Annotated in this window: 12 protein-coding genes; 3 read left to right on the top strand and 9 right to left on the bottom strand. The window is 54.2% G+C overall.

From position 1 onward, the window contains the following. Nucleotides 1-2: 2 nt before the first annotated feature. A complete protein-coding gene (gene glgB / locus ABIE48_RS18460) occupies nt 3-2,108 on the bottom strand; it encodes a 1,4-alpha-glucan branching protein GlgB (protein ID WP_192715835.1) in 2,106 nt (701 codons plus the stop codon). 196 nt (nt 2,109-2,304) lie between these two features. Here glgB and ABIE48_RS18465 point away from each other — a divergent pair, with 196 nt between their 5' ends. Beyond that, nucleotides 2,305-3,525 carry a glucose-1-phosphate adenylyltransferase gene (locus ABIE48_RS18465; protein ID WP_145024260.1) on the top strand — a complete coding sequence of 407 codons (1,221 nt, stop codon included), beginning with the start codon at nt 2,305-2,307 and terminating at the stop codon, nt 3,523-3,525. A gap of 72 nt (nt 3,526-3,597) precedes the next feature. Here ABIE48_RS18465 and ABIE48_RS18470 read toward each other — a convergent pair whose 3' ends face one another. The 5 genes from ABIE48_RS18470 to ABIE48_RS18490 form a co-directional block, all read right to left on the bottom strand. Further along, on the bottom strand, nt 3,598-5,046 hold the full coding sequence (locus tag ABIE48_RS18470) for a sensor histidine kinase (RefSeq protein WP_076171378.1): 1,449 nt from the start codon (nt 5,044-5,046) through the stop codon (nt 3,598-3,600). Beyond that, the gene (locus tag ABIE48_RS18475) at nt 5,043-5,741 is read right to left on the bottom strand and encodes a response regulator transcription factor (protein WP_076171376.1); all 699 of its coding nucleotides are present in this window, start codon (nt 5,739-5,741) and stop codon (nt 5,043-5,045) included. The genes ABIE48_RS18470 and ABIE48_RS18475 overlap by 4 nt, the downstream gene beginning before the upstream one ends. Continuing rightward, on the bottom strand, nt 5,734-7,065 hold the full coding sequence (locus ABIE48_RS18480; RefSeq protein ID WP_192715489.1) for an FG-GAP repeat domain-containing protein: 1,332 nt from the start codon (nt 7,063-7,065) through the stop codon (nt 5,734-5,736). The genes ABIE48_RS18475 and ABIE48_RS18480 overlap by 8 nt, the downstream gene beginning before the upstream one ends. Before the next feature lie 44 nt (nt 7,066-7,109). Continuing rightward, nucleotides 7,110-7,835: a phosphonate ABC transporter ATP-binding protein gene (locus tag ABIE48_RS18485; RefSeq protein WP_145024254.1), complete on the bottom strand. Its 726-nt coding sequence runs from the start codon at nt 7,833-7,835 to the stop codon at nt 7,110-7,112. Between the two features lie 117 nt (nt 7,836-7,952). Continuing rightward, the gene (locus ABIE48_RS18490) at nt 7,953-9,140 is read right to left on the bottom strand and encodes an MFS transporter (RefSeq protein WP_192715490.1); all 1,188 of its coding nucleotides are present in this window, start codon (nt 9,138-9,140) and stop codon (nt 7,953-7,955) included. 121 nt (nt 9,141-9,261) lie between these two features. Here ABIE48_RS18490 and ABIE48_RS18495 point away from each other — a divergent pair, with 121 nt between their 5' ends. Both ABIE48_RS18495 and ABIE48_RS18500 read left to right on the top strand, forming a co-directional pair. Then, nucleotides 9,262-10,179, top strand: a complete 918-nt coding sequence (locus ABIE48_RS18495) for an ArsR/SmtB family transcription factor (RefSeq protein WP_145024252.1) — start codon at nt 9,262-9,264, stop codon at nt 10,177-10,179. 13 nt (nt 10,180-10,192) lie between these two features. After that, nucleotides 10,193-10,957 carry an HAD family hydrolase gene (locus tag ABIE48_RS18500; protein ID WP_192715491.1) on the top strand — a complete coding sequence of 255 codons (765 nt, stop codon included), beginning with the start codon at nt 10,193-10,195 and terminating at the stop codon, nt 10,955-10,957. Between the two features lie 70 nt (nt 10,958-11,027). Here the strand turns inward: ABIE48_RS18500 and ABIE48_RS18505 are convergent, their stop codons facing one another. The 3 genes from ABIE48_RS18505 to ABIE48_RS18515 form a co-directional block, all read right to left on the bottom strand. Then, nucleotides 11,028-13,289, bottom strand: coding sequence for a type IA DNA topoisomerase (locus ABIE48_RS18505; RefSeq protein ID WP_192715492.1), 2,262 nt, complete (start codon nt 13,287-13,289; stop codon nt 11,028-11,030). 246 nt (nt 13,290-13,535) lie between these two features. After that, nucleotides 13,536-14,357, bottom strand: a complete 822-nt coding sequence (locus ABIE48_RS18510; protein WP_192715493.1) for an ABC transporter permease — start codon at nt 14,355-14,357, stop codon at nt 13,536-13,538. Next, a complete protein-coding gene (locus tag ABIE48_RS18515; protein ID WP_192715494.1) occupies nt 14,354-15,325 on the bottom strand; it encodes an ATP-binding cassette domain-containing protein in 972 nt (323 codons plus the stop codon). Before ABIE48_RS18515 ends, ABIE48_RS18510 begins: the two co-directional genes overlap by 4 nt. Nucleotides 15,326-15,529: the final 204 nt, after the last annotated feature.

A 15,529-nucleotide genomic window follows, 5' to 3' on the forward strand; every position in this document is an offset into this window, starting at 1 on the left:
TCCTATTCATTGATCCGCGGGCCGTCTTCCGTCACCGGTTTTCTTCCGGTGCCTCTGCCCGATCTTTTCTTTGTCTCTGCAGTAGGCATTTCTAACCCTTCCTTGCCTTTGGACGCCGACACACGGCTGGTTTCACCGGATTTGCCGGACCTTGCCGCGGCACTTCGCTTGCTTGGCTTACTCTCTTTACCCGGAACCGCCTTTTTCGTACGAGGCTGCTCCCTTTTATATATCAGCATACTGAGCGGCGGCAGCGTTAATTCCAGACTGCAGGTTTGTTCATGCCAAGGGATCTTCTCCGTCTGCACGGGTTCGGCGCTAAACTCGCCGCTTCCACCATATCGGGAATCCTCGCTGCAGAACACAGGCACGTACGTGCCGGACTTGGCAATCCCGATCCGGTAATGCTCTCGCCGCACCGGTTGAAAATTAATAATGACGACAAGGGTGTCACCGGCTTTCTTCCCTTTTCTGAGGTACGAAATGACGCTTTGCGTGTTGTCATGCGGCGTGATCCATTGGTACCCTTCAAGCTCATGATCCCGCTCCCACAGCGCCGGTTCGTTCAGATACAGCCGGTTTAATTCCGCGGTATACCGCTGCATGCTGCGGTGGCTCTCGTAGTCCAGCAGCAGCCAGTCGAGCTGCTCCTGGTCCTTCCATTCGATAAACTGGCCAAACTCCCCGCCCATGAACAACAGCTTTTTCCCGGGATGGGTCATCTGGTATCCAAGCAGCAGCCGAAGCCCGGCGAACTTCTGCCCGTAATCCCCAGGCATTTTGCTGAGCAGCGATTTTTTGCCGTGAACAACTTCATCATGGGATAAAGGCAGCGCGTAATTCTCAGAATAAGCATAAGCAATCGGGAATGTCAGCAGATGATGCCGCCCGGGCCGCTGGTCAAACGGCGTTTCTACATAATCCAGCGTGTCGTTCATCCAGCCCATGTTCCATTTGTAATTAAAGCCCAGCCCGCCTTCGTGCACGGGTGCGGTAACCCCGGGCCAAGCGCTGGATTCTTCGGCCATCATCAGCGTATTTGGGAAATAGCTGAACACCACGGTGTTCAGCTGCTGCAGGAAAGCAATCGCCTCGGTGTTCTCGAGACCACCGTTTTCGTTGCGCTGGAACTGTCCTTCCTGCTTCTCGAAATCAAGCCGCAGCATGCTGGTGACCGCGTCGACCCGAAGCCCGTCAATGTGGAACATATCCAGCCAGAACAACGCGTTGGAAATCAGAAACGAGCGGACCTCGGGTTTACCGAAGTCGAAGCTGAGCGTGCCCCAGCCGGGTTTTTCAGCCTTATACGCATCGCTGTATTCAAACAACGGTGTCCCGTCAAACCGGCGGAGTCCGTGGGCGTCCTTGGCAAAATGGGATGGCACCCAGTCCAGGATGACGCCGATATCGGCCTGGTGCAGGGCGTCCACCAAATACATAAAGTCATGTGGCGTCCCATAGCGGCTCGTCACGGCAAAATAGCCGGTTCCCTGATATCCCCAAGATAAATCGTATGGATGCTCCGCAAGCGGCATAAACTCGACATGGGTATAATGCATTTCCTTCAAATAAGGAATAAGAAGATCGGCCATTTCCCGGTATGTATAAAAAGTCCCGTCCTCTTTCTGTCGCCACGTGCCGAAATGAATCTCATATATATTCAGCGGCTTCCGGTAAGGTGCTTTTCTCTTTCTACGCCAAGGGCCGTCATTCCATACATATCCGGCAAGATCCGTGACAACCGACGCGGTGGCCGGGCGAAGCTCCGACTGAAACGCATAAGGATCGGCCTTCAGGAACCGTTCTCCGCCAGGTCCGGTCATGTCATATTTGTAAAAAGTACCTGAACGAATTCCGGGGAAAAAGCGAGTCCAAAAACCTGAATCGGGTATCTTATATAACGAATCCTTTTCTCCGTTCCAGTTGTTCCAGTCTGCCGCCAAGCCTACAGCCTGGGCATGGGGCGCCCAGACGGTGAACCGGACGCCTTCCTCGCCTTCTTCCACAGCAGGATGAGCGCCCAACATCCTGTGACTGTGATAGGAGGTCCCTTCATGAAACAAATAGATGTCTTCCGCGGACAGCGACTGACGCGGCGCCTTATTCATGTTCTCCAAATGATCACCTGCTTTAGGAATATAGTGCATGTAAACCATTACCCCATTGTAGCCAAAATGAAAATAAAAATGACCGTTGAAAAATAAAATTGTAATTTTTCAGTGATATTTCAATATAATCGTTTCAGATGGGCGATAGTCGTTTATTTATGTACTACATTGACAATTTTGAATGGGAGGAAACGACATGAAGAGAAAAGAATGCATCGCCATGTTGCTTGCCGGAGGTGAAGGGCGCAGATTATCACCTCTGACATCGAAACTGGCAAAGCCCGCTGTTCCGTTCGGCGGCCGTTACCGTATTATCGATTTTCCTCTCAGTAACTGCGTAAACTCAGGCATTGACACCATCGGTGTGCTGACGCAGTACGAGGCTGAATCGCTTCATCTGCATATCGGGGAAGGCGAACCATGGGGCCTCCAAAAAAATGGAGAGGACGGAATCACCCTGCTGCCTTCTTACAACACAGGATCCTCGGAATACTTGGGAACTGCTGATGCCATTTATAAAAATATTGAATATATTGACCGTCACCAGCCGGAGCATGTACTGGTTTTGTCCGGTGACCATATTTACCACATGGATTATAATCAAATGCTTCAATTTCATCAAAAGAACGGCGCCAAAGCCACCATCTCTGTCATGGAGGTGCCTTGGGAGGAAGCCAGCCGTTTCGGGGTCATGAGCGTGGACGAATCGCTGCGCATCTCGGACTTTGCCGAGAAACCGGCCGAACCCGAAAGTAACCTGGCATCCATGGGCATCTATTTGTTTGAATGGGAGTACCTCCGCAGACATTTGATGGAGGACGCTGCGAATGATGCCTCAAGCCATGACTTCGGCAAGGATATTATTCCGAAGATGCTGGCGGATCAGGATGAACTGTTCGCGTATCGCTTTGAAGGATATTGGAGAGATGTCGGCACTGTTGCCAGCCTTTGGGAAGCACACATGGACCTCCTGTCCGACGATCTGGACTGGAAGCTGCATAACAGTGAATGGCCAATGTACACCCGTCCTTGGCGTACGAAGCTAGGATCGACACGGAACCGCAGCGTGATGGCGACCAACTGCCTGATCTCCGAAACGTGCACGTTGGACGGCATAGCACATCAATCCGTTATGTTCTGTGGTGTCGAAGTCGGCAAAATGTCCGAGATTAAGGACAGCGTCGTGATGCCGAACGTCCGGATCGGACGCAACGTGCAGATCGAGCATGCCATTATTGGCGAAGGAGCGATCATTAAAGACGGCGCCGTCATCAAAGGAACGCCGGGTCAGGTAACGGTAGTCGGCCCTTACGAAACCGTTATGCCGAAACCAAGCATTCGTACCCAGCCTTCCCGACTCCTGCAGGATGTATACGAGAAAACCGGACGCCTGCGTGCCGAAGGCTTATCCTCTTAATACAATATGTGTGAATATACAAAGAGCGAACCCCTTTTTTTCCGGGAGTTCGCTCTTTGATGTGTATGGGCTTCATGAAAGCTTCTCGTCTGCGGGAGGCAGCTCGGGTGCACCGTCCGTTTGAGCGGTATTCTCCGGCAGCCGAGGCAGGGACACGACGATCGTCGTCCCCTCCCCCAACGTGCTCTGGATGAGCAAAATTCCTTTATGAAGCTCAACCAGCTGCTGGGAGATGGCAAGCCCAAGACCGGTGCCGCCGTTGAGCGGATCCACCTGAAAGAACCGGTCGCGCACTTTGACCAAGTGATCCTCGCTGATCCCGATACCTGTATCCCTCACTTCGGTTACTACATTGTCGCCTTCGAAGTACACAACCAGATCGATTGCCGAATGCTCATGCGAAAATTTGATCGCATTGTCCACCAGGTTCAGGAACACCTGCTTCAAGCGGTTCGCGTCCCCGGCCACGAGCGGTCTGTCCTCAGACTTCAGCCGGAGCTCGATTTGCCTGCTCTCCGCCTTCGTCCACAGGTTCAGCATAATTTCCTGGAGCAGCTCTTTGATGTCGACCCGGCCAATCGCAATCTTCATCTCATTCTGCTGCAGTTTGGAGAAGTCGAGGATTTCCTCAACCAAGCCAATCAGGCGCTCGGTCTCCTTCGTAATGATCTCCATGCCGATCCGGGTCTCTTCGGGGTCATAGCCACCCGAATTGATCGTTTCGCTCCACCCTTTAATACTTGTCAGCGGCGTCCGCAGTTCGTGCGAAATCGACGAAATGAAATCGTCCTTGACCTGATTACTCCGCACGATCTCCTGGGCCATATAGTTCAGCGTGGATGCCAGCTCGCCAAGCTCGTACTTGTAGTCGCCCTTGATCCGCTGGTTGAACTTGCCGCGTGCCATCTCGGCGGAGACGGCCGTAATCGTGTTCAGCGGCTGCACGATTGAGTTGGCAAGACCCATACTGAATACGAGCACGATGGCGAGTACAGCCGCTCCTACGCCCGTGGCCAACATGGTTAGATTAAACAATTTATCGTTGACCGTTTCCAGCGAGGTGACATAACGGACGATATAGCCATCCTGCCCGCTGCTCTGCTCCAGCTTCGACACGGCCATGACATTCTCGCCGGTGCTGGCCTGACGCCCGACCCAACGGCCGACGTTGCCGGACAGCGCCTGGGAAATATCGGCCGTCTTCACAGACATATCGGGCTGAAACTCGGAAGAGTTGATCAGCACGTTACCCTGGGTATCCAGAATTTGCACGTTGGCCGAGTTCAGATCGTAGTAGGTCAGCATGGAAGCCAGGTCGCGGTTTCCGTCAAGTCCCGGGTTGATCCGCTGGTAATAATAATCCTCCACATTGTCGATATGGTTTTTAATATGACTATAAATGCTGTCATAATAATATGTTCTTATGGCTAATAAAAAAATGACTTCCGCCAGCAGAAGCGCCGAGAACACTACGATAAAGTAGTGCAGGACAATCTGCCTGCGTATGCCTTTCTTGATCATTGTCCCTGACCCTTCCATTTATAACCGTGGCCCCATACGGTCTGTAAAAATTCGGGGTCCGACGGATTCTCCTCGATCTTTTGACGGAGACGGCGGATATTCACGTCCACGATTTTAGGATCGCCCATATATTCTTTGCCCCATACATGATCGAGCAGTACGTCCCTGCTGAGAGGCGTATTTTCTTTTTCGAGGAAAAATTGGATCAGCGAAAATTCCGTCGGCGTCAGTTCGATCGCATGCCCGTTCTTCTTGAACTGCTTGGAGATCAGGTCCAGGCTAAACGGACCGGAGTGAAAGCTGACCTTCGCCGTCGTTTCGCGGTGAACGTTCACCCGGCGCAGCAGCGATTGAATCCGTGCGATGAGTTCGGTCGGACTGAACGGCTTGCTCACATGGTCGTCCGCCCCGACGGACAGAGCGTACACCTTGTCCTGCTCCTGCACTTTCGCTGTCAAAAAGATAATACCGATCCGTTCGTTCGTTTCCCGGATGCGGCGGCATACCTCAAAACCGTCGATCCCCGGAACCATAACGTCCAGCAGTGCGATATCGATATCGGGATTGGACGTCAGTTTATCGAGCGCCTCGTTCCCGTTTGCCGCCTCCAGCACATCGAAGCCGTTGCGTTTCAAGTTGATCACAATAAAACTGCGGATGGAATCCTCGTCTTCCAAAATTAAAACTTTACTCACTGATCTTTTCCTTCCTTTCAATCGGGGGTACCTCGTTCTTCAGCTGCTTCCGGCTGTTATCGATATCAAAGTCCCCGTATTTCTTGTAGCCGATCACCTTGTCGTTCGTCCGGTACAGGTACTTCCATTCATCATGCTGTTTATCCCACTCGGCCAGGGTGAAAAATTTGATCTCGGCCACCGTTTTGCCGGTATCGACCATCACGAAGCGCAAATACTGGTTCTTGATGGACTTGGTGTCCACCGTCACCTTGTTATGCCACTCCGGTGGGAAGAAGCCCAGCTCGAAGCCGTTCTGTAAATCACGATATTGCTCGGCTACGAATTTTAGTCCTTGTTTGCCGTCCCACTGCGAATATACGAAGAAGTTCGGAATTTCATCCGGCTTGAAATAGTTCCAGCCAATCGGCGGCTCTACGGATCCGATTTCGATGATCCCGTCGTTGTTCACGTCGCCGCTCTTGACCGGCAGATCCTTGAATGTGGTGTCCTGATTGCCTCCGAACACGGACTTCAGCTTCCCGTCCTCCATCACGATGATGTTGGAATAAGAGGCGTCTCCCCCGCCAATCGAGGTGTCGATCACAATGCCTTCCTTGGCTTTACCTTCTGGATCCTTATAGACATTACCTGCGACAATATTGTAATAATTCGAAACGTACGGATCCATATCCAGCTTGTCAATTTCGACATAGCTGCCTTCTTCATACTGGTATGTCGCCACAAACGCCTGATCATTCTGCTTCAGGCTAATAATCGTCAGGTCGTTCTTTTTGTCCCCGTTCAGGTCCATAATGACGAAATTGGTGTAATCCTGCATCAGGTCTTTCTTGATGCTGCCCTCCGTGTACGTATAGACGTACAAACGGTTCACAGGGTTTTCGTCCCTTCTGGAATATCCGGCGATAATATCCGGTTTGCCGTCATTGTTCAGATCCTTGAACTGAAGAGATTCCAATACCCTGCCCTCTCCGTCGAAAGATGTTACCTTCGTCCACGTTCCGTTGACCAGCTTGAAAATCATGCAGTGGATGACCACCTGCTGATCCGGCGTTTCGTAGAATACGACCGCTTCGTTGACCTTATCTCCGTCCAGATCGACGAAATGGATCAGGTTTGTGTCGGTTTCTTCCCTCGAGCGGATGAGATCCGCTCCATCGGGAAGCTGCGCGTGGATGATCGAGCTCAGCGTCTCTTTATCCGCAGACAGCATCGGCGTCTTCATCAAGCTGACCGGGTCGCTGATAAACGTACAGCCGCCCAGCACAAACGTCAGCAGGACCGCAGCTGCAGCACGTATCCAGTTTGTCTTCAACAAATGCATTGCATCACTCTTTTCTATACCAAGCCCGCAAGCGGGCGCAAAGTCTAAATCATATTCTTTTCCCTCACCGTCAGACGGCGGCCGCGGATGTCGAATGCGACCTCCCCGCCAGACAACCCGACGATACGGGTGGCAAATTTCTCGGCGAGCTCAATCGGAAGCACGGAAATGACGGTGACGCGCTCCTCCTCGCACAGATTTTTCAGCGTTTCCATTACGCTTTCCGCCGATTTCGGGTCCAGCCCGACCACCGGCTCATCGGCGAGAATAACCTTGGCCCCATGAACCAAAGCTCTTGCGATGGCGATACGCTGCTTTTCACCGCCGCTCAGTGTGCCCGCCTTCATACGGGCTTTATCCAAGAGACCCATCTGCTCGATGACGTCCATCGCGCCCATATAATCGTCCGAGCGGACCATCCCCGTCACCATGCGCCAAAGCGGCGTCTGACTGGCTTGGCCGATCAGCACGTTCTTCAGTCCGGTCCGGTTCGGATAGAGCTGGGGATTCTGCTCTAAGTATGCCCATTCGCGTCTAATTTTCCTTTTTCCGCCGAGAGGTTCCTTCAGCACATCCTGGCCGTCGATGACAAACGTCCCTCCGTCCCATTTTTCCTTCAGCGCCAGGCACCGCAGCAGCATGCTCTTGCCGCTCCCACTGGCACCGACAACGGCGATAAGCTCGCCCTTCTGGATATCGAGGGATACCCTTTTGAGTATCGGAATTCTGTCCACACCGACTGACTTGGTTAAATGCTGAATTCGTATCATGACATTTCTCCTCTTGTCCTGTGATCTCTATCTCTTCTTGGCTTTGAACAATACGTTTCTATTATATCGATTATATAGAGTTTTCGCACATTATTGAACCTTTTGGGAAAAACTATTCTATAGCGGCTCCTGACTGCGTCCACCCGAAGTCCGAAAGGCGGTGCCGACGGCGCCGAATAAAGCGAAGGCGAGGCCCATCACGATAAACACGCCTCCGTTCCACCCATACTGCATCAGGGTCCCCCCGATGTTCGGCCCGGCGATGCTGCCTATATTAAAATGAAAGGATGCGACGACATTCGCTGCGGGAAGCAGCGCCTTCGGGAGAATATCCGCCGCGTAGGCCAGGCCCAGAGAAAAAAACGAGCCGACCATGCCCCCCGCCAGGCACAGGAGCAGAACGAGCCAGGCTGTCGCCGTTCCTGCCAGCGGCACGGCCATAAAAGCTGCGCCGCCGATGAGGCCGCAGGCGATGAGCACGTTTTTGCGGCCGAAGCGGTCGCTCAGCATGCCGAGCGGCAGCTGCAGAATCAATCCGCCGATGCCGATGAACGGAAGCAGGAACGCGATCTGGGACTCGCCCATCCCTGTTCTTAGCCCGTAGACCGGAAAATTGCTGTTAATCCCGGCTTCCATGTACCCGTACAGCAATGCGGGTAGAAGGGCGTACCAGGCGAGTGCATAGCTTCGGCGGAAGCGCCGCGGAGGCTGCGCCTCCCCTTCCGTCCGCTCCGGGCGGAAATCGGGCAGCTTCGCCCAGACCAGCACAAGCACGAGCAGCATCAGCAGCGCCAGCACGATGAAGGGCACTGCATTTCCGAACTTCAGCAGCTGGATGCCCAGCGGCCCGAAGCTGAAGCCCAGGCCATACGACATGCCGTACAGCGAGAGGTTTCGGCCGCGATATTCGGCCGGCGTGACCATCAGCACCCATAATTGGGCAGCATAATGAACGGCGCTGTCTCCGATGCCGACGAGCAGCCTTAAGACAAACCACACTTTCACGCTCGGCACAAGCGGAAACAATATGACGGAGACGAGCACGAGCACGAGGCCGGCGCTCACCAGCTTCTTAAAGCCAAGCGCGCCCAGCGTCCGCTCGGCGACAAGCGTCATGGCGAACGATCCGACATACAGGGCGGCTGCGTTTAATCCATTGACGGAAGACGATACGCCCATTTGCTCCAAAAATATGGACAGGACCGGCAGCAGCAGCCCTTGACTGAGCCCTGCCGCAACGATCACGGTGATCAGAATGAGGTAATGAATAGATAATCCGCGATTGCTGTCGTTCTGTGTTGACAATGAAAATATCCTCCTTGAGTGCAAATCCGTTCAAACTCCCTGAACATTATAGTGGACAACCCTGCTATCAACAAGCCATAATGGAATGAGCGCACAGATTTCATAGGAGGTTATTGGTTTCATGAACTATGAAGTAAAGGTTGACGTTTCACCGATTTACGAGCTGCTCAGCAGCTTTATGGTGTACATTTCGAAGAAATGGATTCGCAACCTCGACATCGGGCCCGAATGGATCGGTGAAGTGAGCGGCAAGCTTCCACCTGAAGTGACGTCCGCCTTAGGCCCGGCCGCAGCTTGGCCATTCGACGATTACGACGTGCTGTATGCCTGGGCGATTCACCGCGCAAACGGCGATACCGTCCGCGCCTTTTTGGATTGCCTGCATGAAACGCCGGCAGAGGTGCTGTACCAAGCCGCCTCCCCTTACCTGCCTTCTTTAACTGTAAAGGAAGCTGAACGAATTCGTGATTCATATACACCGCTGTTAGAGTTATGGTATGAGCATTATTTCAAACATGAGGAACCCGCCATCATCCCGCTGATCGAAGAGGATGCGGAGGAGAAGCGCATGCTGCTGACCAAGATGGAGCCCCAAAGCCTGGTGGAGTATGCTTCCGGCGGGCTGGTGGTTGAAGATGTTCCCGGGCTGGAAACCATTGTGTTATTCCCGACCGTGCACAACCGCCCGATCAACGCCTATTGCTTTTACCGGAAAATGATGCTGATCCAGTATCCTGTCGACGTTCCTGAAGAACAGGAGGATGAGCCGCCGACCTGCCTGCTGCGCATGACGCATGCGCTGTCTGATCCGAAGCGGCTGCGCCTGCTGCGGTATGCGGCGGAGAAGCCGCGTTCCCTGGACGATATGATGCGGGATCTGAACCAGACCCAGGAGCTGCTTAAGCACCATTTGATGATCCTCAGGGTAGCCGGTCTGCTTCGCATCCATTTGGGTTCCTACAACACCGAGAAATTCAGCATTCGTCCGGACGGAGCGGCGGAGCTTCAGATGTTCCTGGAGTCCTACATCCGTCTTTAAGGAGTGACTTAACGTGAAAGCACCTGAGCAGCATATTCTGTTTGATCTGGATGACACGCTGATCCACTGCAACAAGTATTTCGGCATCGTCCTCGGGGAGTTTTTTGAATGGGTACAACAATGGTTTGAGCCCCACCAGATCAAGACAGAAGAGATTCGCAGCAAGCAGATCGAAATCGACGTCGCGGCCGTCAGCCAAGCTGGCTTCAGCAGCGGCATCTTCCCCAAATCGCTGATCGAAACATACCGCTTCTTCAGCCGCAAGTTTAACCGCCCCGTTCAGCCGGACGAAGAAAAACAGCTGATGGAGCTCGGCTTGAGCGTGTACGAGCAGGAAGTGGAGCCCTATCCGGGCATGGTAGAGACGCTGGAGTCGCTGAAATCACAGGGACATCATCTGTACCTGTATACTGGCGGAGAAACGGCGATACAACAGCGGAAGATTGACCAGATGAAGCTGAGCCAGTACTTTGACGACCGGATTTACATTACGCAGCACAAAAACGAAGCGACGCTGGAGAACATCCTGAAGCAGGGCGGCTTCTACCGCCCTTCCACCTGGATGATCGGCAACTCCCTGCGCACCGATGTTATGCCGGCATTATCGGCAGGAATCCACAGCATCTATATCAAACAGCAGAACGAATGGATTTATAACATGGTGGAGCTGCAGAAGATGCCTGACAGCTCCCTCTACACCGTCACAAGCATCGAGGAAGTTCCGGAGGTTATCCACAGCAAGAGCATCGTAACTTCCGCGAACGCCTTGAGGCAGTGAATGTGCCTCCTCCATAAAAAAAGGCCAAAAAAAGAGCGGGCCCGCCAGGGTCCGTTCTTTTTGGTTTGATTTAAGTCGAACGCTCGAGGCTCAGCTTACCGGAACTTCGATCCTGCAGCACGATCCGCGCTTTATACGGTTCCCCGGTTCCGCTGAAGGACAGCAGCTGCGTACGGCCGGAAGCCAGCAGCGATTTCAGCATGTTGGCGCTGATTTTCTTGCCGGAGAACTCCTTCCAGATTACAAAGCCGCAGCCATCCTTGAACGCATTGCAGCCGTAACCCTTTTTGCCTTCGATAATCTGACCGTGGCAGCCCGGCCGCGGACATGGCCCATGTGTCAGCCGTTCCCCCGGCGGTGCGGGGGGCGCGGCAGCAGCGGCCGTTTCCGTGCGGACCGTTCGCGAAGCGGTTCCTGTCCCCCGCTTGCCCTTCCCTGCTGCCGACCTTGAGCGCGGCTTCCCCCGGCCCTGCTCCTGATCCGTACCGAATAGCGAAGATGGCGCCGCCTGCTGGACGCCAACCTTCTCGATGATGGAGACCGTAAATTTGCGGACATTGTCCATAAATTTAACCGAGGCTGCCTCGCCCTTCGATATTTGATGAAGTCGCCGCTCCCACTGCCCGGTCATCTCGGGAGAAGTCAGCAGCTCAACGCCTGCCTGGCGAATGAGCTCGACCGCCGTCCGGCCCTTCTGGGTAATCGTGATCTTTTTGCCCTGCATGGCGATATACCCGACCTTCTTCAGCCGTTCGATCGTCGCCGCCCGGGTGGCCGGCGTGCCGAGACCGCTGTCCTTCATCGCGTCCCGCAGCTCGTCGTTTTCAATCGTCCGGCCTGCGCTTTCCATCGCCTTCAGAAGGGTGCCCTCCGTATAGCTCTTCGGCGGCTGCGTGGCTTTTTCTTTGGCCTCGCTCTTGCCGCATTTCACCGGCTTCTCAGGATCCAGATCGAAAGCCCGGTCATTCCACTCCAGGTTTTCTTCCTCTTCCTCCTGCTTTGCGGATTTTGTTTTCTTCCCGCTCTTATCGGTGCTCGGCATCAGCACCTTCCATCCCAGCGCCAGCAGCTCCTTCACGTTCGTTTTGAACAGGTCCCCCTCCACCTCGGTCAGGACCGTATGCTGCTTGTACAAGGCGGGCGGATAGAACTGGGACAAAAACCGCAGAATGATCAGGTCGTACAGCTGCTGCTCCTCCTTTCCCAGCTGGCCGGGCCGCTTAAGCGTCGGCAGGATGGCATGGTGATCCTCGACCTTCTCCGGGTTGCAGATCGCCTTGTTGTTCTTGTGAACCAGGGATGCGTTGGCCCCTTCAGCCTGTTCCTGATATGAAGTAGATTTCAGCATATGCAGCGCCTTATGCATTCCTTCAATATTTTGCTCATTGACGTAGTTCGAGTTGGTCCGTGGATAAGAAATCACCTTATGCCGTTCGTACAAAGCCTGCGCGATGTCCAGCGTCTTCTTGGCGGAGAAGCCGAACTTGGCGTTTGCGTCCCGCTGCAGCAGCGTCAGGTCATACAGCTTAAAAGGATACTCCTTCGTATCTTTGACTTCGTATTTGGCGATTTTGCCTTCCTTTCCTTTGACCCTGGCGGCAATCGCCTCGGCCTTCTCCTTGGAGGTCAGCCGGTCTCCCTGCCACGTTCCCGTGTACTCCAGCGCCTCTTGGCGAAAATGAGCCTTGACCTCGTAATACGTCAGCGATTCAAACGACTCGATTTCCTTCTGCCGGTCATAAATGAGCGCCAGCACGGGCGTCTGAACCCGCCCGACGGACAGCAGGGTGTTATGCTTGGTCGTAAACGCCCGGGTCGCGTTCATGCCGATAAGCCAATCGGCCTCGCTGCGGGCCCTGGCGGCCTGCGTCAAATTTTCGAATTCCTCGGCGGCGCGCAGCTCCCTGAAGCCCCGGGCGATGCTTTCCGCGGTCAGGTCCGAAATCCACAGCCGCCGGACGGGCTGCTTCAGCTTCAGCTGCTGCTGAATCAGCGCAAAGATGTACTGCCCCTCCCGTCCCGCATCGCAGGCATTAACGATCCGGTCGCAGCGTTTTGCCAGCTCCCCGATCGTTTTCAGCTGGTCTTTCGTTTTATAATGCGGCACGATTTTGAATTGGTCGGGCATGATCGGCAGATCACGAAAGTTCCATTTCTTGTACCGGTCATCATAGGCATCCGGCTCTGCCAAACCGACGAGATGTCCGATGGCCCAGGTAATGATATACTGCTCCCCCTCCAGATAGGAGCGGGCATTCTTCGCCCTTGGCTCAATGACCGCGGCAATGTTGCGCCCCATATCCGGTTTTTCTGCTATGACTAGAGTTTTCAACAATCATTCGCTCCCCGCATGGAAAAAGGCCGAGAATAGCTGCTCCCGGCCGGTTTATTCATGGATAACTTCCACGTTCTGATAGAATTGACTCTAAATTATGATAGCATACGAGAAGCCCGTTTTTCAATGCAAGCGGGAAAGCCTTTGGAGAGTCATCTCTTAGCGGCGGGGCTTCCCGCTTCAAGGATCAGGAAGTACAACCAAAGCGTTGCCATTCCCTGACGATGTTTCCTTTGGTTTCGGTCACTTACTTTTTTTGCGGTAAAGCTGAAATGCAAGCGGCATAAACACGGCAATGATACATCCCAAGCTTATCAGCGTGGTGGTCAGGGCAGCTGTATCCGCCGTACCGTGTATCAATGCCCGGGCGGATGCGGAAGCCAGACTGACGGGGTTGTAAGCAACGACCGGACCCAGCCAATCCGGCATGGTGGACGTATCGGCAAACACGTTGCTCGTAAACATGAGCGGATACAGCACGAGATAGGACATCGTCGTGAGCGATTCGGTTTTCCGTACGGTCAGTCCCAGGCAGGCAAAAATCCAGCTGAAACTGAAAGCATAGAGCATCACGAGCAGCATTGACAGCAGCACTCCAGGCAATCCCGCTTCCGGACGGAATCCCAGCAGCATTCCGAGCCCTAACGTCGTAATGAGCCCCACGGCAAAGGAAATGAGGTTGATGGCCATCGTGCCGATAATCGCAGCGGGCTGCCAGAACGGCAGCGTTCGGAATCGGTTGAAGACGCCGCGTTCGATATCTGTTTTAAGATTGATGCCGATGTACACCGTCATGGTGGTGACGGTATACACCATCATGCCTGGCAGCAGATACTGCAGGTAATTTCCCGTTGATCCGGAGATGGCGCCGCCGAACAAATACGTAAAGATCAGCAGAAAGACCGCCGGGAAAATGATCGAATCGATCGCCAAATAAGCCGCGTTGCCGCTCGTTTTCCGCCACGAGCGCCAAATAAAGGTCATTACCGCCTGCGGCGCGCTCGGCCGCGGCGGACGCTCCCTCAAGTTCAGGGCGGCCACCATGTTGGACTGTGGTTCGCTCATCGGTTCTCCTCCTTCAAAGTTTCTGCTTGAGCGCTCCTGCCGGTCAGCGTGAGAAAAACCTCGTCAAGACTAGGCTCTCCAAGCGAATATTGGTGCGTATAAATACCTGCCTCACTGAGTTCCGTCAGCGCCAGCGCAGCCTGCCGCGGATCGGAGACTTGAGCCGACAGTTCGGCGGGGTTCGCATGAAGCCTGGCTTCTGTTTGAAGTACGCGCCGCAGGACCTGCTCGGCTTCCCTTCGCTGCTTCGGATCAGCCAGCCGGATTTGAATCGAGCCTGAACCGATGGAAGCCTTTAGTTCGGCGGGCGTTCCTTCGGCGATGACGGAGCCCTCGCCGATCACTGCCACGCGGTCCGCAAGCTGGTCCGCTTCCTCCAGATACTGGGTCGTCAACACTACGGTTGTGCCATGGTCTACCAAAGCGCGCACGATATCCCACACTTCGCTGCGGCTTCGCGGATCCAGACCAGTTGTCGGTTCGTCCAAAAACAGAAGGTCCGGGGCGACGAGCATCGCCGCCGCAATATCCAGCCTCCTCCGCATGCCCCCGGAATATTTTCCGGCCGAACGCCCGGCCGCATCGGTCAGGCCAAATGCATCCAACAGCTGTTCGGTCCGGACTTTGGCCGTTTTGGCGGAATAACCCGCCAGCCTGCCGAAGAGGACCAGATTATCGCGGCCGCTCATCCCCTCGTCCACCGCGGCGAATTGCCCGGTGAGCCCGATCCTTCGGCGCACGGCATCGGCTTCCCGCACGACGTCGAGTCCAAAGATCCGGACCGAACCGGACTCCGGTGCGAGCAGCGTGGACAAAATGCCGATCAGCGTCGTCTTGCCTGCCCCGTTGGGGCCGAGTACGCCGTACACGGTTCCCTGCTCAACCCGCAGGTCCAATCCCTTCAGAACATCCTCCTTGCCGTAAGCTTTCCTTAGCCCGCGCACGTCAACGGCTGCTTCTTGTTTCATGTTCTACCTCCTACCTAGCGCTTGAAATCAACTTACACCCAAATTTTATAACACTCATGCAAATGGGAAGGCTGGCTTAAATTTTCACTTGAATTTACAGTAACCCTGCAACAGAACATTATCATGTCACTTAAAGCTTTTTGTGCAGTGTTTGCCGGCATGTTATCCTTGGGGGGAGTGAAAATCGTCCAAGCGCAAAAGGGG

The sequence above is a fragment of the Paenibacillus sp. OAE614 genome, assembly GCF_040546645.1.
Taxonomy (GTDB): Bacteria; Bacillota; Bacilli; order Paenibacillales; family Paenibacillaceae; genus Paenibacillus_AQ; species Paenibacillus_AQ favisporus.